This is a genomic window from Nocardiopsis dassonvillei (assembly GCF_964273065.1).
In the GTDB taxonomy this organism is placed as follows: Bacteria; Actinomycetota; Actinomycetes; order Streptosporangiales; family Streptosporangiaceae; genus Nocardiopsis; species Nocardiopsis dassonvillei_B.
In genome coordinates, this window is the sequence record NZ_OZ186815.1 from 795,975 (window position 1) to 814,444 (window position 18,470).

Here is an 18,470-nt window from a genome sequence, read left to right on the forward strand (position 1 = left end):
CTCCTTCCACCGTGCGCCCCGGGCGGGCGCCCCCGTTCACCGGCAACGCTACGGAGCGCGCGGCGGTCCCACCCGACGGTCGAGGTGCGCGTTCTGTCGGGTGGGGCGGAGGCCGGGTGCGTCCCCCGCCCGGCCTCCGTCGCCTACCGGGGCACGGCCGCGCCGCCAGGGGTTTGGGGGTCCGGACGGCGGGGAGGCCGTGCGGGTCCCCACCGTCCAGCCACGGGGGTGCCCGCCGCCGGGCGGCGCGCAGGGGACGGCCGCGGCGAAGCGTTCGCGCCGCCCGTCGTCCGGGCGGGGCCCCGGGGCTCAGCGCACGGGCGGGGAGGTCGCGGCGAGGTCGCCGACCACGCGGCTGGGCTTGCCCGACATCGCCGATGCCACCCACCGGTCCACCCCCGGCAGGGCCGACAGCCGCAGGACCATGCGGCGCAGCCGGAGCCGGAGCGGGGTGTCGGGCAGGAACCAGGAGGTCCCGGTGAGGGCCGCGCGCTGGCGCTCCTCCACCACCGGGCGCCACCGCGACTCGTAGCGCTCCAGCCCCTCGCGCACCGTGGCCGCCCGGGCCAGCTCCTCGGCCAGCACGAACGCCCCGCCCACCCCCATCGAGGCGCCCTGCCCGGCCAGCAGCGACACCGCCTGGCAGGCGTCCCCCAGCAGCACCACCCGCCCCGCGGACCAGGAGTCCATCCGCACCTGGGCCACGTGGTCGTAGTAGACCTCCTCGGGGCCGGGGCACCGCTCCAGTGCGCGGGGCACCTCCCACCCCAGGCCCGCGCAGGCCTCGCGCAGGGCCCGGCGGGGGTCCCGGGGCAGGTCGGTGTCGCGGGTGCGGTGCACGGTGAAGACCGCCACCCGGTCCCCCGCCAGGGCGTAGAACCCCATCTGGGCGCCCAGGCTGTCGGTGAGCAGGAACCGCCCCCGGGTGCGGGCGTGCAGCTCGGCGTCCTCGAAGACGAAGGCGCCGGTGTGGAAGCCCAGGTGGAGCAGGTACTCCTCCTCGGGCCCGAAGACCAGGCGGCGCACGGTGGAGTGGATGCCGTCGGCCCCCGCGAGCAGGTCGGCCTCCAGGACCCGGCCGTCGGACAGCCGCACCCCGACCCCGTCCGTGCGCTCCTCCACCTCCGTCACCGCGGCCCCGTAGAGCAGCTCCACCCCGTCGGGCAGGGATTCGCGCAGGGCCAGTTCGAGGTCGGGGCGCATGATCGAGACCAGGGACCCGCCCAGGGCCTGGGCGAAGCGCTCGAACCCCATCGATGCGCGGCGCCGGCCCCGCTCGTCCACCAGGGCGGCCTCGGAGACCTCGTGGCCCAGCTCCCGCAGCCGGGGCAGGAGCCCCATGGCCCGGGCGGCGTCGAGTCCGGGCCCGAAGAAGTCGATCATGTAGCCCTGGGGGCGCGGCCCCGGGGCGCGTTCGGCGACGGTGACCCGCCAGCCGTGGTGGGCCAGGCGCCGGGCCAAGGCCAGGCCCGCGATCCCGGCACCGGCGATGACGGCGTGGGGTGTGTTCATCGTTGCTCCTCCACGGCTCCGGCGAGGAGCCTGCGCAGAACGGGGACGGCGGCCTCGGCGGTCAGGGAGGGGTCCAGGGGGCGGTGCAGCATGAGCCCGTCCATGGCCGCGGCCAGGACACGGGCGGTGGCGTCGGGGTCGGGGACCCCGGTGGCGCGCAGCCAGTCGGCGAGCAGGGTCCGGAAGTCCGCCAGGAGCCCGGTGAGCGCCCGGCGCAGTTCCTCGTCGCGGCCGGCGGCCAGGTACGCCTCGGTGAAGAGCACCGACGCGGGGTCGCCGCCGGAGTAGGCGTCCAGGGCGCCGATCAGGAGGTCGAGGCCCTCCTCGGCGGTGGCGTCCGGGAGGCGGGCGGCCCCCTCGTGGACGACGGCGGTCATGGCGCGCAGGGCGGCCTCGTTGAGCAGGGCGCGCAGTGAGGGGAAGTGGTAGTGGACCAGTCCGGGGCCCACCCCCGCCCGTTCGGCCAGGACCCGGGTGCTCACCCCCGTCCAGCCCCGCTCGGGGATGAGTTCGGCGGCGGCGGCGAGCAGTCGCTCGCGCACCTCCCGGGCGCGCTGTGCGGTCATGGGGCCCTTCCGGTCCGGAGTCGCGGCGGTCGCGCTGGACGATCGCCTTGGGCAACTGCCTTGGACGATCGCCTTGGACGGTCGCCCAAATCCGAGCATGCCACATCCCGAGGACCGCGTACAGCCCGCGCGCCTCCCGATCCGCCCGGGACGGAGCCCGCCGCGATGGCTCAGGGGCGGGGGTCGGGGACCGCGGCGGCGGACACGGCCGTCAGCCCTGCGGCGTTCGGCGCGTCCGGGCCCGGTGTGCGGCCGGCGGAACGCACCGGCCCGCCCTCAGGAGCGCTCCCCGCCCGTACGGGGAGCGGTCCTCTCCCCCGGCGCCGGACCGTGTTCCGCCGGCTCCCCTGGCGGGACACCCCCGCGGACCGCGGGTGCGTCGCGGCGTCCACCGCCGGAGCGCAGCGCGCCCGGAGCCCTCACGCACCCTCGAACCTCAGGTCCGCGATCCCCGCCAGGTCGATGCCGTACCGCGCGTACACCTTCGTGGTGTTCTCCCCCGTCAGTTCGGCCTCGGTGTACCCCAGCAGCCCCGCCACCCGCACCACCTCCTCCCGGCTGTCGGCCTCGATCTCCAGGTACGCCGGGATCCGGGGCCAGGAGTCGATCTCCAACCTGGCCCCGTCCAGGGTGAAACCGTGCCTGCGGTTCTCCTGGTACGCCTTGGGCACGTACCCCAGCTTGCCCAGCAGCGCGTTCGCCGTCTCGAAGTCGCCGACCCCGGTCTCCGTCTCACGGGTCCCGTCGATGGCGTCGGACCCGATCTCCTTGACCGCGAGCGTCACCCGCTCCCCCGTGTCGCGCAGCCGCACCCACCGGGAGGCGTCCCCCGGCTCGATGTCGTAGACGTACCGTCGCTGGAGCACCTCCCCCAGGTCCGTACCGCCCCTGTCGAGGATCAGCCCCGCCACCCGCACCGGATCGATGTCCAGCACCTTCGCCTCGTACTCGATCCCGCCCACGCTCTCGGCTCCCGCCATCAGTCCGCCGTCGCGTCCTTGACGAGCGGCGCGTCCCAGGTGAACTTGCGGAACCCCGCGCTGTAGTACAGCCCGCGCGCCGCCGGATGCCCCGGCGCCCCCAGGCAGGCGACCGTCGCGTGCACGGCCCCCGCCTCCCGCGCCAGCTGCATCCCGTGGAAGAGCACCGCCCGCGCCAGCCCCAGCCGCCGGTGGCCCGGATGCGTCCCCATCGGCTCGAACTCGACGGTCCGGTTCACCCCGTCCAGCCACATGATCCCTGAGGACGCCATCGTCCCGTCCGGTGCCTCCACCAGGATGTGCAGGTCACCGCGGTACCCCGGCGCTGTCCGCACGCCCTCGTAGGCTTCGAGCGAGTACGCCGAACGCTCCCAGGCGTCCAGGTGGGCCTGGACCGCCGCCTGCGGCCCCGCCTCGTCGGCGGTGCGGAACCGGTACCCGTCCGGGAGTCCCGGCGCCTCCAGGTCGGTGAGGTCCCGCTGGTTGAGCTGGGTCCAGGACCCGTCGTCCCCCAGGGAGTCGGGGTCGGTCCCGTACCCGTGCGCCGCCCACCGCTCCAGGGCGAACGTGTCCTGGGCACCCGGCAGCACCGTGCGCTCCAGCCCCGGCGCGGTGGCGTCGTACCAGTCGATCACCTCCTCGACCAGTTCCGCGTGGTCGGGGTGGACCTGGTAGGACAGGTAGGCGCCGGTGGCCTCCGCGAACGACCCGTCGCTGCGCCGCACCCGGCGCGGCAGCCGGACCCACCCCCACGCCACCGGTTCCCCGTCGGAGAACCACAGCCGGCGCCGCCACGCGTGCCCCTGGGACGCGTGCCCCGCGCCCCAGTTCCAGGCCAGCTCGCCGAACGAGGCGTCGCTGTTCACCAGCTCCGGGCGGATGGCGGTGACGCGCTGCGCCAGGCCCTGCATGAGCTCCACGTCCGCGGCGGTGAGATGCTCTGAGGTCGTCATGGCGCCCCACCGTGCCAGGAAACCGCGGGCCCGTCGAAGGGTTTTCCGGTCCCCTCCGTTCCCGGCCACCCCTCCGGGGGCCGCTGTGGACGGCCGTGTGGACGCGCCCGGTGTGGTCGTCGGGGGCGCCGGAGCACGCGCGCAGGCGCTCGGCGGTGCCCCCGGCCTCGGGGAGGGCGAGGGCGTCGCGCTCCCCCTGGCCGCGGAACCGGCTCGTCGACTACGTGGTGAAGAAGAGCCCGCACGCCGAGGAGCTGCGCCCGGCCCGGTTCGCGGACCCGGACCCGGTGGTGGCGGCCGCCGGGTGGGCACTGACCACCGAGCGCGTGGCGAAGCGGCCCGAGGGCCTGGACCCGGCCGGGCCGCTCGGCACCGTCGAGGCGCGGGTGAAGAACGCCCCGGACCGCTTGCGGTGGGCCGTGGACGAGTGCCCGGCCCGGATCGGGATCGAGCACGCCGAGTACCGGGAGCGCGCGGTCGGGATCGGGGAGCGCCTGGAGGTGCTCAGGGACCATCCCACTCCCCGGGCTGCACGTCCCCGTTCGCGCCCGTCCGGACCGCCGGGGCGGTGCGGCGGCAGGAGGGCGCGTAACCGGGTGGGACGTGCGGGCGGCGGTCCGGTCCCGTGTCCCGCCGCGGGTCGGGTCGCAGGTCTCGTCACGGGCACGGGTGCGGGTCGGGCCGCGCTCCGCCCTCCGGCGCACCGGAACGGACAGTAGGTGCGAAAACTCCCCTACGATGTTCGGGCCGACTTCCCGGGTCCCCGTATCCGCCAGTTCCGGGAAGCGGTCGACACCGAGGAGATCACTGATGGGCTACGCCATGCCCGGGCTGTGGGTCACCGAGCACACGGTCACCGTCCCGCTGGACTGGTCCGACCCCGGCGGGGAGCGGATCGGGCTCTTCGTCCGGGAGCTGGTCGCCCCCGAACGCAGGGGGGACGACCTCCCCCTGCTCGCCTTCCTCCAGGGCGGCCCCGGCGGCGCGAACCCCCGCCCGCTGGACACCTCCGGCTGGATCGGGGAGGCGATCGGGGAGTACCGGATCGTCCTCGTCGACCAGCGCGGCACCGGCCGCAGCACGCCGCTGGACGCGCGGGCGGTCGCCGAGCGCGGCGACGCCTCCGCCGGGGCCGACCACCTGGCGCGGTTCCGCGCCGACTCGATCGTGCGCGACATGGAGCACGTGCGCGAGACCGTGTACGGCGGCAGGCGCTGGACCACCCTCGCCCAGAGCTACGGCGGCTGGCTGACCCTCGCCTACCTCTCCCGCGCCCCCGAGGCGCTCAACGCCTGCTACATCTGCGGCGGCGTTCCCGGCATCCCCGCCGACGTGGAGGAGGTGTACCGGCGCACCTTCACACGGGTGGAGCGCAAGACCGCCGAGTACCGCCGCCGCTACCCGCAGGACGTGGAGGCCGTGGCGGCGATCGCCGACCACCTGGCCGGGAACGACGTGCGCCTGCCCGACGGCGACCGGCTCACCGTCCGACGGTTCCAGAGCCTGGGCAACGGGTTCGGCCACAAGTCCGGGTTCGAGCGGATGCACTGGCTGGTCGAGGGCGCGTTCATCCGGCCGGGGCGGCTGTCCGACGGCTTCCTCCAGGAGGTGCTGGTGCGCACCTCCAGCGCCGCGAACCCGCTGTACTGGACGCTCCAGGAGGCCATCTACGCCGACCGCCCCGGAGTCGCCACCGCCTGGGCGGCCCAGCACGAGCGGGACCGCCGCCCGGTGTTCGCCGAGGACGCCCGGCCGCTGATGTTCACCGGAGAGATGGCCTTCCCGTGGATGTTCGAGGAGGTGCGCCTGCTGCGCGGGCTGCGCCCGGCGGTGGAGGAACTGGCCCGGCGCACCGACTGGCCGGCGCTGTACGACGAGAAGCGCCTGGCCGCCAACGAGGTCCCGGTGGCCGCCGCCGTCTACCACGACGACCTGTACGTGGACGCGCAGCTCCAGCTGGACACCCTGGAGGGTGTGGGGAACTCGTGGGCGTGGGTGACCAACGAGTTCGAGCACGACGGCATCCACTCCGGCCGGGTGTTCGGCCGGCTGCGGGCGTCGATGCGCGACCGCGGAGGCGAGCCCCGCTGACCGGGAGCGCGTCCCGCTGACCGGACGCCGCCCGTCCGTGCGGCCCCGCCCCGGGGCGGGGCCGCACGGGTTCAGCGCAGGTCGGCGGCGCTGGGGACGACCACCCCGTACAGGTCGCCGATGGTGGCCAGCGCGGCGGCGTGCAGGTGTCCGGCGGGCACCTCGCCCGCGGAGGAGGGCAGGGTCCGGGTGGCGCAGGCGTCGGCGACGACGGTCGGCCGCAGCCCGTTGAGGAACGCGCCCTCGGAGCTGAAGGTGACGCACATGTGCGTCATGAACCCGGCGATGACGACGTCCGCCCCGCGTCCGGTCGCGGCCACGCGCTCGGCCAGGTCCGTGCCGACGAAGGCGTTGGGCGCGCCCTTGACGACCACCGGCTCGCCCTCGGCGGGCGCCACCCGGGGGTGGATCGCGCCGATGTCGTCGCGGACGTCGTAGGGGCTCCCCGGGCCGCCGTCGTGGACGACGTGGACGACCGGGGTCCCGACCGCCCGCGCCCGGGCCAGCAGGCCGGCGGCGGCGTCCAGGGCTTCCTCCCAGCCCTCCAGTTCCATCACGCCCCGGGTGTAGGTGTTCTGGTAGTCGATGAGGATGAGGGTCGCGTCGCCCAGGGCGGCCGGGGCCGGGTCCAGGCCGGTGACGTCGCGCAGGGTGGTGGAGGCCATCGGTGTGGTTCGTCCTTTCCGTGCCGCGCCGCGGGGTGCGGCGCGGGCGGTCCGCCCTCCGCGGGCGGCCACCGTCCACGCTAGGCTCGGGCCCCTGATGTCGGCAATGTCATGCGAACCGCAGATTCGGACATGCGACGCCGGGCCGCGGGCATCCGGGCGGCGCGGCCGCCGGGACCCGTCCGGGTGCCGGAACCGTACGCCCGCCCGGACGGTGGGGGGAAGGAGGCGCCGTGGACGAGCGGCTCGTGGTGGTGATGCTGTTCGACGGGGTGGACCTGCTGGACGTCACCGGCCCCGCCGAGGTGTTCTCGCTGCTGCGGCGGGAGCTGGGCGGACCCACCGGCTACGAGGTGGTGCTCACCGCGGCCACCACCGGACCGGTCACCACCTCGGCGGGGGTGCGGGTGCTGCCCGACGCCACGTTCGACGACATCGCCGGGCGGCGCATCGACACGCTGCTGGTCCCCGGCTCCGTCGAGTCCGACGGGGGCTCGGGGGTGCGCGCGGTCGCCGACCCCGCCGTCGTGGACCGGGTGCGGCTGCTGGCCCCCCGCGCGCGGCGCGTCGCCTCGGTGTGCGTGGGCGCGCACCTGCTGGCCGCCGCCGGGCTGCTGGAGGGCAGGCGCGCCACCACGCACTGGTCGACCGCGCGCCAGCTGGCCGCCGAGCACCCCGGGGTGGAGGTGGACGCGGACCCGATCTTCATCCGGGACGGCGACATCTGGACGGGCGCGGGGCTCAGCGCCTGCATCGACCTGTCACTGGCCCTGGTGGCGGACGACTTCGGACGCGGGCCCGCCCTGCGCGTGGCCCGGCAGCTGGTGGTGTACCTCAAGCGGCCGGGCGGGCAGAGCCAGTTCAGCGTCGCCCTGGACCCGGTGTCGACCACACGCCGCATCGAGGACCTGCGCCACCACATCGCCCGCGACCTCGGCGGGCCGCTCACCGTCCCCGACCTGGCGGCCCGCGCGCATGTGAGCGAGCGGCAGCTCACCCGGATCTTCAGGAGGGAGCTGGGGACGACCCCGGCCGCCTACGTCGAGGCCGCCCGGGTGGAGGCGGCCCGCCACCGGTTGGAGACCACCGACGACACGCTGGACCGGATCGCCTCGGCGTGCGGGTTCGGGGGCACCGACACCCTCACCCGTGCGTTCCGACGCGTGCTCGACACGACCCCGGGCCGGTACCGGGACCGCTTCCGGCTCGCCCCCGGGAGCGCTGGGTGAGCGCCGGGCCGGAGCGCGGCCGGCCTACCCGTGCCATTCGCAGAACAGCACCGTGGCGTCGTCGTGGAGCGTGTCGTGGTGGTACGACAGCACCTCGTGCACCAGGCGCCGCAGAGTCTCGGGGACCGGCAGGTTGCCCGCCTGGTGGCGGATGACGAAGTCCACGAACCGGTCGATGCCGAACTCGTTCCCGTCGGCGTCGCGGGCCTCGATGATGCCGTCGGTGTAGAGCAGCAGCCGGTCGCCCGGCTGGAGTTTCTCGCGGCACACGGTCACCGGCAGCCCCAGGTCCATGCCCAGCGGGTGGGAGGGTTCGCACTGCATCTCGCTCACCCGGCCGCCGCGGATGAGCACGGGCGGCAGGTGGCCGCAGTTGACCCACTCCAGTTCCCCGGTGACCAGGTCGAGCCGGGCCAGGATCGCGGTGGCGAAGCGGGTGCGCACGAACTCCTGGATGAGGGTGGCCTCCACCCCCTGGTGGATCTCGGACAGCGGGGTGCCCCGGCGGCGCTCGTTGCGGAAGGCCCCCACCGCCAGGTTGGCGATGAGCCCGGCGGCGTTGTCGTGGCCCATGGCGTCGAAGATCGCCAGGTGGGCGGTCTCCCCGACCAGGGCGTAGTCGAAGGAGTCCCCGGCGTTGTCGTAGGCGGGTTCGGTGGCGGCCGAGATCGTCACCCGCGCGTCCGCGAAGGTGCCCGGGGGCATCAGCGTCCACTGCATCTCGGCCGAGACCGACATGGGCTTGGTCCGGATCAACCGGGCGTAGGCGTCGCTGTTGGAGCGTTTGGCGATGACCAGCAGTCCCACGAGCGCGGCCAGGTCCCGCATGGCCGAGCGGTCGGGGTCGCCCTGCCAGGCCACGTGCAGGACGCCCAGGCGTTCGGCGCCCTCCAGGATCGGCACCCAGTAGCGGTGCCCGTCCTCGCTGCGCACGGTCACGCTGGTGATGTAGGCCTCACCCGCCGGGGAGCCGTCGATCGGCAGGTCCTCGCCTCCCCGGTGGGCGTCGGCTCCGTCGCCGGTGACCTCGCGCAGGACCTGCTGCTGGTGGTCCGCGAGGTAGAAGCGGGCCTCGGAGAGGTTCGCGGCATCGGCCTTCTTGGCCACGAGCGCGGGCAGTTCCTCGAAGGTGGCCAGGTGCCCGGCCCGCACCAGGGAGACCATCAGGTCGTTGGACGCGTGTTGTACGGGCATGGAAGCCCCCCTCATTCCCCCGAGGGCCTTTGGGCCCTCCCCGCCGCGGTGTGATGACGCCCGAACGTCCATGGTCGCACGTTCGGCACAACAGACACAGATACCCACATACCACTTATTTCGACCAAACCCTGACCACCAACCCCAAAACGAGTTGGGTCAGGCTCGCCTCACGAAGCAGTCACCTCGAGGAGGAACACGTGACCGGGGCACACGGGCGCACCGCCCGGCTCGGGGGTGTCGGGCGCCGCCCCGGCGGTGGCCGCGCACCCGGGGACGGCGTCGTCCCGCGACACACCGTGCCCGCCGCCATGCGGAACCGAAGGCCGCGGAACATGCGAATGTGAACGGCGTCCGATGATGGATCCGACCCCTTCCGGAAAGGCCCGGGCGGGTCGCGCGACCGGGGGGCGTGGTGCGGATGGCGGACGCGTACCGGCCCCGGATCCCGGAGGGAGCACCGTGATCTCCCGCTTCCTGCGCAGCGCGTGGCTGCGCGTGGCGCTCTCCGTCGCCGCGGGGTTCCTGGCCGGACCGGCCGTCGGCGCGGTGGTCAACCCCGCGTTCGGGGTCCTGGCGGGCATCGCCGCGACCGCGGTGTCCTTCCTCGTGCTCGGGGTGCTGGCGCTGTGGCCGATGGACCCCGGGCAGACCCGCGCCAACGCCCGCCGGGAGGACTTCCGGCCGGTGTTCGCGGAACTGTTCGTGGTGGCGGCGACTCTGTGCGGGCTGGCGGGGATCGTGCTGCTGCTGTTCCTGGGCCACTCCGGGACCCGGCACCCGGCGGCCGCGCTCGGCCTGGGCGGCGTGTTCGCGAACTGGGCGGTGCTGCACCTGATGTACACCACCCGCTACGCCCACCTGTACTACGCCGACCCGGTCGGCGGCATCGACTTCAACACCGCCGATCCCCCGCCGTCCTACCGGGACTTCTTCTACTTCAGTTTCAATCTCGGCATGACCTACCAGGTGTCGGACACCGACGTCTCCTCCTCCGGGATCCGCGCCGTGGTGCTGCGGCACTGCCTGCTGTCGTACGTGTTCGGCACGGTCATCCTCGCCGCGACCGTCAACCTCGTGGCCGGGATCGTCGCCGCCTGAGCCGGCCGCCCCGCCCGGCGTGCCCCGCCGGACCCCTCCGGAGGGGCACGCCGGGCGGGGTCCGGCCTCCGGATCCGTGCCGGTCCCGCCCGGCGCGGGAGGAGCAGGCCCGGCGGGCACCCGGGTGCGGCGCGGGTCAGCCGGTCCCGGCGTCGTGGTGGCGGCCGATGGGCAGCATCAGCGGCCGCCCCGACACCGGGTCGGTGATGATGCGGCTGCGCAGCCCGAACACCGCCCCGACCGTCTCGGGGGTGAGCACCTGCTCGGGGGTGCCCGCGGCGTGCAGCCGCCCGTCGGCCAGGGCGATGAGGTGGTCTGCGTAGCGGGCGGCCAGGTTGAGGTCGTGCAGCACCATCACGATGGTGGTGCCCAGCGACGCGTTGAGGTCGGTGAGCAGGTCCAGCACCTCCACCTGGTGGCTGACGTCCAGGAACGTCGTCGGCTCGTCGAGCAGCAGCAGGTCGGTGCGCTGGGCCAGCGCCATCGCGATCCACACCCTCTGGCGCTGGCCGCCGGACAGCTCGTCCACGGGCCGGTCGGCCAGCTCCAGCGTTCCGGTGGCCTCCAGGGCGGCGGCCACCGCCTCGTCGTCCTCCCGGCTCCACCGCGAGAACACCCCCTGGTGGGGGTGGCGGCCGCGGCCCACCAGGTCGCTGACCGCGATCCCCTCCGGGGCGATGGGCGACTGCGGCAGCAGCCCCAGGGTGCGCGCCACCTCCTTGGAGGGCATCCGGTGCACCTGCTTCCCGTTCAGCAGGACGTGCCCGCCCCGGGGGGACAGCAGCCGCGACATGGCCCGCAGCAGGGTCGACTTGCCGCAGGCGTTGGCGCCGACGATCACGGTGATGCGCCCCGGCGGCACCGCCAGGTCCAGGTCCTCGACGACGACCCGGTCCTGGTATCCGAGCGTCAGGTCCTCGACGAGGAGCGAGTGGGCCGTGGTCACAGGGAGCCTCCAGCGCGGTGGGTGCGGACGATCAGGTACACGAGGTAGGGGGCGCCCAGCACGCCGGTGACGACGCCGACGGGGTAGCGGGTGCCGAACAGGAACTGGCCGGCGAAGTCCGCGACCAGCACCAGCAGCGCGCCGACCAGGGCCGCCGGGAGCAGCAGGGAGCCGCCCGGGCCCACCAGGCGCGCCGCGATCGGCCCGGACAGGAACGCCACGAACGCGATCGGGCCCGCGGCGGCGGTCGCGAACGCGATGAGCCCCACCGCGGCGACGATGAGGACCAGCCGGGTGCGGTCCACCCGTACCCCCAGGGCGGCGGCGGTGTCGTCCCCCAGCCGCAGCGCGTCCAGGTCTCCGGCCCGGGCCAGCAGCACCGGGGCCAGCACCGCCAGGGCGGCCAGGACGGGCACGACCTCGCTCCAGGTGGTGCCGTTGAGGCTGCCGGTCAGCCAGCGCAGCGCCTCCTGCAGGTCCCACTGCGCGGCCCGGTCCAGGATGTGGTCGGTGACGCTCTGGAGCATCGCGGCGATGCCGATGCCCACCAGGACGAGCCGCCCCCCGGCCACCCCGTTCCGGTACGCCAGCAGGTACACCAGCAGCGCCACGGCCAGGCCGGACACGATGGCGAACACCGACACCCCGGCGCCCTCCAGCGAGAGCACCACGATCGCGAAGGTGGCGGCCGCGCCGGCGCCGGCGCTGATGCCGATGATGTCGGGGCTGGCCAGCGGGTTGCGCAGCATGGTCTGGAAGGTGACGCCCGCCAGGCCGAAGCACAGTCCGGCGGCCACGGCCAGCACCGCCCGGGGCAGCCGGAGCCGTCCCACGGTGAAGGAGGCGCCGGGCACGTCGCGGCCCAGGAGCACCCCGACGACGTCGGCGGGCGGGTAGAAGGTGCGCCCGACCATGAGGGTCACGGCGAACCCGGTGACGATGAGGGCGCCCAGGACCGCGATGACGGCGAGGCGCCGTCGCCCGCGGGCGCGCCTCCCCCGGGCGACGGCCGCCACGGCCGCGTCGTCGGGGGCGGGGGCCGGGGGCCGGGTGGTGTCGATGGCGGAACCGCTCACAGTGCACGGACCTTGTGTCGGCGGACGATGGAGATGAAGACGGGGGCGCCGATGAGCGCGGTCACGATGCCGACGTCGACCTCCGCGGGGCGGGCGACGATGCGGCCGAGCACGTCCGCGGCGGTCAGCAGGGCGGCACCGCCCAGGGCGGAGAACGGCAGCAGCCACCGGTGGTCGCCGCCGATGAGCATCCGGAACGCGTGCGGCACCACCAGGCCGACGAACGCGATGGGGCCGGTGACGGCGGTGGTCGCCCCGCACAGGACGACGGCGCCCAGGGACGCCCCGGCGCGGGCCGCGGCCACCCGGGTGCCCAGCCCGGCGGCGAGTTCGTCGCCCAGGGCGAGCAGGTCCAGTCCGCGCGCGGACAGCAGGCACACCAGGCCGCCGAGCACCAGGAAGGGCAGGACCTGGGAGACGGAGTCGAAGGTGCCGCCGCCCACACCGCCGATCTGCCAGGAGCGGATGCTCTCGGCGATGTCGCCGCGCGGCAGCGCCACGGCGGTGATGAACGACGCCAGCGCGGCCGAGGTGGCGGCCCCGGCCAGCGCGAGCTTGAGGGGGGTGGGGCCGCCGCGGCCCAGGGAGCCGACGACGTACACGGCGACGGCGGTGACGGCGGCCCCGGTGATCGCCACCCAGATCCGGGTGGTGGCCGAGGCCAGCCCGAAGTAGGCGATGCCGGTGACCACGGCCAGCGAGGCGCCCATGTTGACGCCCAGGATTCCGGGGTCGGCCAGCGGGTTGCGGGTGACGCCCTGCATGACCGCTCCGGACAGGCCCAGCGCGGCCCCGGCCAGCACCGCGAGCACCGTGCGCGGGATGCGCTTGGCGACGGCCGCGCGGTCGAAGCCGTCGGTGGCGCCGCCCAGGGCGGCGGCGATATCGGGCCAGGAGACGCTGCGCGAGCCCACCGTGACCGAGGCGAACATCAGGCCCAGGAGCACCGCGGTGAGCAGCAGCAGCCACAGGGCCTTGGCGCGCCGGGGGCGCCGCACGGCGGCGGCGCCCCCGGGCGTGGCGGTGTCGTGCACGGTCATTCGGCCTTGTCGGCGGCCTCGGTCAGCAGCGCCAGGTAGTCGTCCAGGACCCAGGAGATGGCCAGCGGGGTCGGGTTGGCGGCGGTGCCCAGGGGGTCGGCGCCGGGCAGGGTGACGACGGCGCCGTTCTCCACGGCGGGCATCTGGGACAGCAGCGGGTCGGCCTCCAGGGCCTCGATGAGCTCGTCGCCGCCGTAGGTGACGATGATGTCGACGTCGTCGAAGGCGTCGGCCTGCTCGGCGCTGTGGGTCAGGGAGAAGACGTCGGTCCCGGCGGAGGCGGCGGCGACGCTCCCGGGGGTGGACAGGCCCAGGTCCTCGAAGAAGAGGGCGCGGGTGTCGTGGGGGGTGTAGAAGCTGATCTCGCTCAGGTCGGCGGTGTCGACGTGGGTGAGGAACATCGTCGCCTTGCCCTCCAGGGAGGGGTGCTCGGCGGCGGCCGCGGCGATCTCCTCCTCCAGGTCGGCGATGAGCGCCTCGCCCTCCTCGGCCATGCCCATGGCCTGGCTGTTGAAGGCGATCATCTCCTGCCAGGGGGTGCCCCAGGCGGTCTCGGGGTAGGCGACGACGGGCGCGATCTCGCTGAGGGTGTCGTAGTCCTCCTGGGTGAGGCCGGAGTAGGCGGCCAGGATGACGTCGGGCTCGGTGTCGGCGACCGCCTCGAAGTCGATGCCGTCGGTCTCGTCGAACAGCACGGGGGTCTGGGCGCCGAGCTCGTCGAGCTTCTCGGAGACCCAGGGCAGGAGGCCGTCGCCGTCGTCGTCGCCGAAGTTGGCGGCGGCCATGCCGACGGGGACGACGCCCAGGGCCAGGGGGACCTCGTGGTTGGCCCAGTTGACGGTGGCGACGCGCTCGGGCTGGGACTCGATGACGGTGGTGCCCAGGGCGTGCTCGATGGTGATGGGGGTCCAGTCCCCGGAACCCTCGCCCTCCTGCCCGGCGGGGGCGTCGGTGGAGGCGCAGGCGGTGAGCCCGACGGTGAGCAGCGCGGCCGCGGCGACGGCGGCGGGCGTGAGAACGCGGGACATGGTGTCCTTCCGATCAGGGGACCGCTCCTCGGCGGCCGCGGCCGCGCCGCCCGCCGAGGCGCCGCGGCGGGCAGGGGAGCCCGCGGCGGCGAAAGCTAAGGATTGCCTAACCGAACTTAGGGTGCGTTTACCTTATGCGCAATCACACAGATGTGACAGCGTTTGTCGCAAAACGGACATCCGATGGCCGGATCGCCCTCACCGGGCCCGGAAACGCCCGGGACTGGTGCCCGTGACACGGCGGAACGCCGCGCCGAACGCGCTCGCCGAGTGATAGCCGACACACGCCGCCACGTCCTCGACGGCCTCCCCGCGCGCCAGCAGCGCGATCGCGTGCCGCACCCGGGCGGTGGCCGCCCAGCGGCTGAAGCCCAGCCCGGTCTCGGCCTGGAACGCCCGCGTGAGGGTGCGGGTGCTCACCCCGAGCCTGGCGGCCCAGGCCGCCAGGGTGGTGGTGTCGGCGGGGTCCTCCAGTACCGCCGAGACGATGGGCGCCAGCAGCGGGGACTCGGGGATCTGGAGCAGGATCTCGCCGCGGGCCGGGGCGATCAGGTCCAGGACCGTCGCCTCGGTGCGGGCGCGCTCGTCCCCGGCCAGCGACTCCCCCTCCAGCCGGTCCAGCAGCAGCCGCAGCAGCGGGGTGACCTGCACCGCCACCGCCCGGTCGGCGATCGCGGGCGCGGCGTGCACTCCGAAGTGCGCGGCCCGGTGCCGGGTCCCGGCGGGAGTCCACCCGCTGTGGCGCACCCCGGCGGGGATCCACAGGCCCACGGCGGAGGTGATGGTCCACACCCTCGTCCCGACCGTGGCCGACGAGGCGCCGCGCTCGTTCCACAGCAGCTCGTGGGTGGGGTGGGCGTGCTCCTCCCAGAAGGTGTCGCGGGCGATGAACTCGCCCGAGCCCCACACGACGAACGGCACGTCGATCTCCCCGGCCTCGTAGACGGGCAGCCGGCGGTTGTCGAAGCCCGGGTCCGCACCCGGCAGGACGTCTCTCATCACCACGCCGTCCAGCGTACGTTCCCCGATCCCGCAGCTCAGCGGCCGGTCGCCCGGAAGAACTCCCCCGCGGCGCCCCCGCCCCCGGCGCCGGGGCTTTCCCCGGCGCGGCTCCGGAGGTACACCTGTACGGGGCCGGGCGGCGGCCCGCACCGTTGCGACAGAGGAGTCACATGACGGCGTTCGACCTCGGCGCGTTCCGCGCGCAGTTCCCCTCCCTGGCCTCGGGGATCGCCCACTTCGACGGGCCCGGGGGCACCCAGACCCCCGCCCGGGTCGGTGAGGCGATCGCCCGCACGCTCACCGGCCCGCTGTCCAACCGGGGCGCGTCGGTCGCCTCCGAGGCCAACGCGGAGGCCGCCGTCGCGGGGTTCCGCCGCGCCTACGCCGACCTGCTGGGCTGCGCCCCCGAGGGCGTCGTGTACGGGCGCAGCGCCACCCAGATCACCTACGACTTCTCCCGGCACCTGTCCAGGGACTGGGGGCCCGGCGACGAGGTCGTCGTGAGCCGGCTGGACCACGACTCCAACATCCGCCCCTGGGTGCAGGCCGCCGAGCGCACCGGTGCCGCGGTGCGGTGGATCGACTTCGATCCCGGGACCGCCGAGCCCGACCTGTCCGACCTGGGCACCGTGGTCAACGGGCGCACCCGGCTGGTCGCCGTGGGGGCCGCCTCCAACCTGCTGGGCACCCGGGTCCCGGTGCGGGCGGTCGCCGACCGCGCCCACGCGGTCGGGGCGCTCGTGTACGTCGACGGTGTGCACCACGCCGCCCACGCGGACGTGGACCTGCGGGAGCTGGGCGCCGACTTCTACGTGTGCTCCCCCTACAAGTTCCTGGGTCCGCACTGCGCGGTCCTGGCCGCCGACCCCGCGCTGCTGGAGAGCATCGTCCCCGACAAGCTGGTGCCCTCCACCGACGCGGTACCCGAGCGGTTCGAGTTCGGCACCCTGCCCTACGAGACCATGGCGGGGGCCACCGAGGCGCTGGAGACCCTCGCCGACCTCGCCCCCGCCGGCGGCGACCGGCGCGGTCGGCTGGCCGCCGCCCGCCTCCTGCTGGAGGAGCACGAGACTGCGCTGCGCGACCGGGTCGAGGCGGCCCTGGCCGGGCTGGGCGGCGCGGTGGAGGTGCACTCGCGGGCGGCCGAGCGCACCCCGACGCTGTTCATGACCTTCCCCGGCCGCCGCAGCGCGGACGTCTCCCGCTTCCTCGCCGAACGCGGCGTGCTCGCCCCGGCGGGGAGCTTCTACGCCCACGAGGCGTTCGCCCGCCTGGGCGTCGACGACACCGCCGGGCTGCGCGTGGGCATGGCGCCCTACACCTCCGGGGAGGACGTCGACCGCCTGCTGTCCGCCCTGGCCGACGCCCTGGACGCCTGACCCGTGCGGGGCGGGGACGAGCCCGCCCCGCACGGGCCGTGCCGCCTGGAGGAGCATACGGAGCGGGTCCCGGCGGCCGCGCGCCACCCGGGAGCGCACCGTGCCCGGAGCGCATCGACGGCCCCGGCCGCCTCCGCGCAGGGCATCCCCTGGATCCGGGCCGGCACGAAGGCCGTCCTGCGGTCCTCGGCGAGCCCGTCCGGCGGACCCGGCGGCAGGCCCGGGAACAAGGCGCCGTGTCCGGGACCGGGCGCGTGCCCGCGCACGGACAGGATCGCGCACGGCAGGGCGGACACCCCGGCGCCCAGCGGGCGGCGGGCGGCGGGCGCAGTCCCCGTTCATCTCCCGGACACCGTCCCACCACCGTCCGCGGGGGCCGCGGCGGGTCCGGGTCGCTACGATCGAGGGGCCCCGCCGCACGGCGGGCCCCTGTTGCGATGACCCCCACCGCGGCCGCCCGGGCCGCGCACGCCGGAAGGGCGCACACGTGAGCGGACAGGACCCGCAGGCCCCCGCGACCGGCCGCGGGAGGGCCGGCGAGGTGTTCGGCGCCTTCCTGCTGCTGGGACTGACCTCGTTCGGCGGGCCGGTGGCGCACCTGGGCTACTTCCGGGAGGCCTTCGTGGTCCGCCGCGGCTGGCTCACCGAGGCCGCCTACGCCGACCTGGTGGCGCTGTGCCAGTTCCTCCCCGGCCCGGCCTCCAGCCAGGTCGGCATGGCCATCGGGCTGCGCCGGGCCGGGTACGCGGGGATGGCCGCGGCCTGGGCGGCGTTCACCCTGCCCTCGGCGGTGCTCCTGGTGGGCTTCGCCCTGGGGATGCGGGCCATCGGAGCCGACGCCGACGCCGGGTGGCTGCTGGGCCTGAAGGCGGCGGCGGTCGCCGTGGTCGCCCACGCCGTGGTGGGGATGGCCGGGACACTCGCCTCGGGCGCCCGCCGGGCCGCCGTCGCGGTGGCCGCACTGGTCCTGGTCCTGCTGCTGCCCACGGCCCTGAGCCAGGTGGCGGCCATCGTCCTGGGCGCCCTGGCCGGGGCCCTGTGGCTCTCCGCGGACGCGCCCGCCGCCGGCTCGGCCGACGGCGCCGGCGCGCCGGTGGGGCGCACCACCGCCCTGGCCTGCCTGGGGGTGTTCGCCGCGCTGCTGGCCGGGCTGCCCCTGCTGGCCGCGCTGGCCCAGAGCCCGGCCGTGGACACGGCGGACGGCTTCTACCGGGCCGGGGCACTGGTCTTCGGCGGCGGGCACGTGGTCCTTCCGCTGCTGGAGGCCGAGGTGGTGGCCGGCGGCGCGGTGGACCAGGGCTCGTTCCTGGCGGGGTACGGCGCCGCGCAGGCCGTGCCGGGGCCGCTGTTCACCTTCGCCGCCTACCTGGGGGCGCTCATGCCGGTGGCGGGCAGCCCCCTGCTGGGGGCGGCCCTCGCCCTGGCGGCGGTGTTCCTGCCGTCGGCGCTGCTGGTCGTGGGCGTACTGCCGTTCTGGGAGCGGCTGCGCGCCCACGACCGCGCCCGGCGCGCGCTGGCCGGGGCCGGGGCCGCGGTGGTGGGGATCCTGGCGGCGGCCCTGTACGACCCGGTCTTCGTCCGGGGGGTGGTCTCCGACGCGACGATGGCCGTGGCGGCGGTCGCGTTCGTGGCCCTGGCGGTGTGGCGGGTGCCCGCCTGGGCGGTGGTCGCGGCCGCGAGCGCGGTCGGCCTGCTCGTGCTGTAGTCC

17 protein-coding genes are annotated in these 18,470 nt (G+C 75.3%); 6 read left to right on the plus strand and 11 right to left on the minus strand.

What is annotated here, in order from left to right; all coding sequences use genetic code 11:
- Positions 1–309 precede the first annotated feature (309 nt).
- From ACSUPR_RS03855 to ACSUPR_RS03870, 4 genes are all read right to left on the minus strand, one after another.
- Positions 310–1,512 (minus strand): FAD-dependent monooxygenase, encoded by a 1,203-nt coding sequence (locus ACSUPR_RS03855; protein WP_436889522.1) that lies wholly within the window; start codon positions 1,510–1,512, stop codon positions 310–312.
- Entirely contained in the window at positions 1,509–2,078 is a 570-nt protein-coding gene (locus tag ACSUPR_RS03860) for a TetR/AcrR family transcriptional regulator (protein ID WP_436889523.1), read from the minus strand. The genes ACSUPR_RS03855 and ACSUPR_RS03860 overlap by 4 nt, the downstream gene beginning before the upstream one ends.
- Positions 2,079–2,497: 419 nt before the next feature.
- Positions 2,498–3,058, minus strand: a complete 561-nt coding sequence (locus ACSUPR_RS03865; protein WP_436889524.1) for a class IV adenylate cyclase — start codon at positions 3,056–3,058, stop codon at positions 2,498–2,500.
- A complete protein-coding gene (locus ACSUPR_RS03870; RefSeq protein WP_436889525.1) occupies positions 3,058–4,011 on the minus strand; it encodes a GNAT family N-acetyltransferase in 954 nt (317 codons plus the stop codon). The genes ACSUPR_RS03865 and ACSUPR_RS03870 overlap by 1 nt, the downstream gene beginning before the upstream one ends.
- A 95-nt stretch (positions 4,012–4,106) precedes the next feature.
- Between ACSUPR_RS03870 and ACSUPR_RS03875 the strand changes: the two genes are divergently transcribed.
- Positions 4,107–4,730, plus strand: a complete 624-nt coding sequence (locus ACSUPR_RS03875) for a hypothetical protein (protein ID WP_436889526.1) — start codon at positions 4,107–4,109, stop codon at positions 4,728–4,730.
- 91 nt (positions 4,731–4,821) lie between these two features.
- Positions 4,822–6,102: an alpha/beta fold hydrolase gene (locus tag ACSUPR_RS03880; RefSeq protein ID WP_436889527.1), complete on the plus strand. Its 1,281-nt coding sequence runs from the start codon at positions 4,822–4,824 to the stop codon at positions 6,100–6,102.
- A gap of 71 nt (positions 6,103–6,173) precedes the next feature.
- On the opposite strand, the gene ACSUPR_RS03885 is transcribed toward ACSUPR_RS03880, so the two are convergent.
- On the minus strand, positions 6,174–6,767 hold the full coding sequence (locus ACSUPR_RS03885) for an isochorismatase family protein (protein ID WP_436889528.1): 594 nt from the start codon (positions 6,765–6,767) through the stop codon (positions 6,174–6,176).
- Positions 6,768–7,000: 233 nt separating this feature from the next.
- Between ACSUPR_RS03885 and ACSUPR_RS03890 the strand changes: the two genes are divergently transcribed.
- The gene (locus ACSUPR_RS03890; RefSeq protein ID WP_436889529.1) at positions 7,001–7,996 is read left to right on the plus strand and encodes a GlxA family transcriptional regulator; all 996 of its coding nucleotides are present in this window, start codon (positions 7,001–7,003) and stop codon (positions 7,994–7,996) included.
- A 24-nt stretch (positions 7,997–8,020) separates the two neighbouring features.
- Here ACSUPR_RS03890 and ACSUPR_RS03895 read toward each other — a convergent pair whose 3' ends face one another.
- Positions 8,021–9,190 (minus strand): PP2C family protein-serine/threonine phosphatase, encoded by a 1,170-nt coding sequence (locus ACSUPR_RS03895; RefSeq protein ID WP_436889530.1) that lies wholly within the window; start codon positions 9,188–9,190, stop codon positions 8,021–8,023.
- A gap of 462 nt (positions 9,191–9,652) precedes the next feature.
- Between ACSUPR_RS03895 and ACSUPR_RS03900 the strand changes: the two genes are divergently transcribed.
- The gene (locus ACSUPR_RS03900; RefSeq protein WP_436889531.1) at positions 9,653–10,291 is read left to right on the plus strand and encodes a DUF1345 domain-containing protein; all 639 of its coding nucleotides are present in this window, start codon (positions 9,653–9,655) and stop codon (positions 10,289–10,291) included.
- A gap of 136 nt (positions 10,292–10,427) precedes the next feature.
- Here ACSUPR_RS03900 and ACSUPR_RS03905 read toward each other — a convergent pair whose 3' ends face one another.
- From ACSUPR_RS03905 to ACSUPR_RS03925, 5 genes are all read right to left on the minus strand, one after another.
- Complete coding sequence (locus tag ACSUPR_RS03905) at positions 10,428–11,237, minus strand: ABC transporter ATP-binding protein (protein ID WP_436889532.1); 810 nt, start codon at positions 11,235–11,237, stop codon at positions 10,428–10,430.
- A complete protein-coding gene (locus ACSUPR_RS03910) occupies positions 11,234–12,298 on the minus strand; it encodes a FecCD family ABC transporter permease (protein ID WP_436891863.1) in 1,065 nt (354 codons plus the stop codon). The genes ACSUPR_RS03905 and ACSUPR_RS03910 overlap by 4 nt, the downstream gene beginning before the upstream one ends.
- Positions 12,299–12,309: 11 nt before the next feature.
- Positions 12,310–13,353 carry a FecCD family ABC transporter permease gene (locus ACSUPR_RS03915; protein ID WP_436889533.1) on the minus strand — a complete coding sequence of 348 codons (1,044 nt, stop codon included), beginning with the start codon at positions 13,351–13,353 and terminating at the stop codon, positions 12,310–12,312.
- Complete coding sequence (locus ACSUPR_RS03920) at positions 13,350–14,381, minus strand: iron-siderophore ABC transporter substrate-binding protein (protein WP_436889534.1); 1,032 nt, start codon at positions 14,379–14,381, stop codon at positions 13,350–13,352. The genes ACSUPR_RS03915 and ACSUPR_RS03920 overlap by 4 nt, the downstream gene beginning before the upstream one ends.
- 198 nt (positions 14,382–14,579) lie before the next feature.
- Entirely contained in the window at positions 14,580–15,380 is an 801-nt protein-coding gene (locus ACSUPR_RS03925) for a helix-turn-helix domain-containing protein (RefSeq protein ID WP_436891864.1), read from the minus strand.
- A gap of 173 nt (positions 15,381–15,553) precedes the next feature.
- Here ACSUPR_RS03925 and ACSUPR_RS03930 point away from each other — a divergent pair, with 173 nt between their 5' ends.
- Both ACSUPR_RS03930 and chrA read left to right on the plus strand, forming a co-directional pair.
- Entirely contained in the window at positions 15,554–16,762 is a 1,209-nt protein-coding gene (locus tag ACSUPR_RS03930) for a cysteine desulfurase-like protein (RefSeq protein ID WP_436889535.1), read from the plus strand.
- Positions 16,763–17,249: 487 nt separating this feature from the next.
- Positions 17,250–18,467, plus strand: a complete 1,218-nt coding sequence (chrA, locus tag ACSUPR_RS03935; protein WP_436889536.1) for a chromate efflux transporter — start codon at positions 17,250–17,252, stop codon at positions 18,465–18,467.
- The last annotated feature ends 3 nt before the right edge of the window (positions 18,468–18,470 follow it).

What these genes read in the sequence shown, in the direction of transcription:
- ACSUPR_RS03855 (WP_436889522.1), bottom strand. Translation starts at nt 1,512, where the DNA reads ATGAACACACCCCACGCCGTCATCGCCGGTGCCGGGATCGCGGGCCTG.
- ACSUPR_RS03860 (WP_436889523.1), bottom strand. Translation starts at nt 2,078, where the DNA reads ATGACCGCACAGCGCGCCCGGGAGGTGCGCGAGCGACTGCTCGCCGCC.
- ACSUPR_RS03865 (WP_436889524.1), bottom strand. Translation starts at nt 3,058, where the DNA reads ATGGCGGGAGCCGAGAGCGTGGGCGGGATCGAGTACGAGGCGAAGGTG.
- ACSUPR_RS03870 (WP_436889525.1), bottom strand. Translation starts at nt 4,011, where the DNA reads ATGACGACCTCAGAGCATCTCACCGCCGCGGACGTGGAGCTCATGCAG.
- ACSUPR_RS03880 (WP_436889527.1), top strand. Translation starts at nt 4,822, where the DNA reads ATGGGCTACGCCATGCCCGGGCTGTGGGTCACCGAGCACACGGTCACC.
- ACSUPR_RS03885 (WP_436889528.1), bottom strand. Translation starts at nt 6,767, where the DNA reads ATGGCCTCCACCACCCTGCGCGACGTCACCGGCCTGGACCCGGCCCCG.
- ACSUPR_RS03895 (WP_436889530.1), bottom strand. Translation starts at nt 9,190, where the DNA reads ATGCCCGTACAACACGCGTCCAACGACCTGATGGTCTCCCTGGTGCGG.
- ACSUPR_RS03915 (WP_436889533.1), bottom strand. Translation starts at nt 13,353, where the DNA reads ATGACCGTGCACGACACCGCCACGCCCGGGGGCGCCGCCGCCGTGCGG.
- ACSUPR_RS03920 (WP_436889534.1), bottom strand. Translation starts at nt 14,381, where the DNA reads ATGTCCCGCGTTCTCACGCCCGCCGCCGTCGCCGCGGCCGCGCTGCTC.
- ACSUPR_RS03925 (WP_436891864.1), bottom strand. Translation starts at nt 15,380, where the DNA reads ATGAGAGACGTCCTGCCGGGTGCGGACCCGGGCTTCGACAACCGCCGG.
- ACSUPR_RS03930 (WP_436889535.1), top strand. Translation starts at nt 15,554, where the DNA reads ATGACGGCGTTCGACCTCGGCGCGTTCCGCGCGCAGTTCCCCTCCCTG.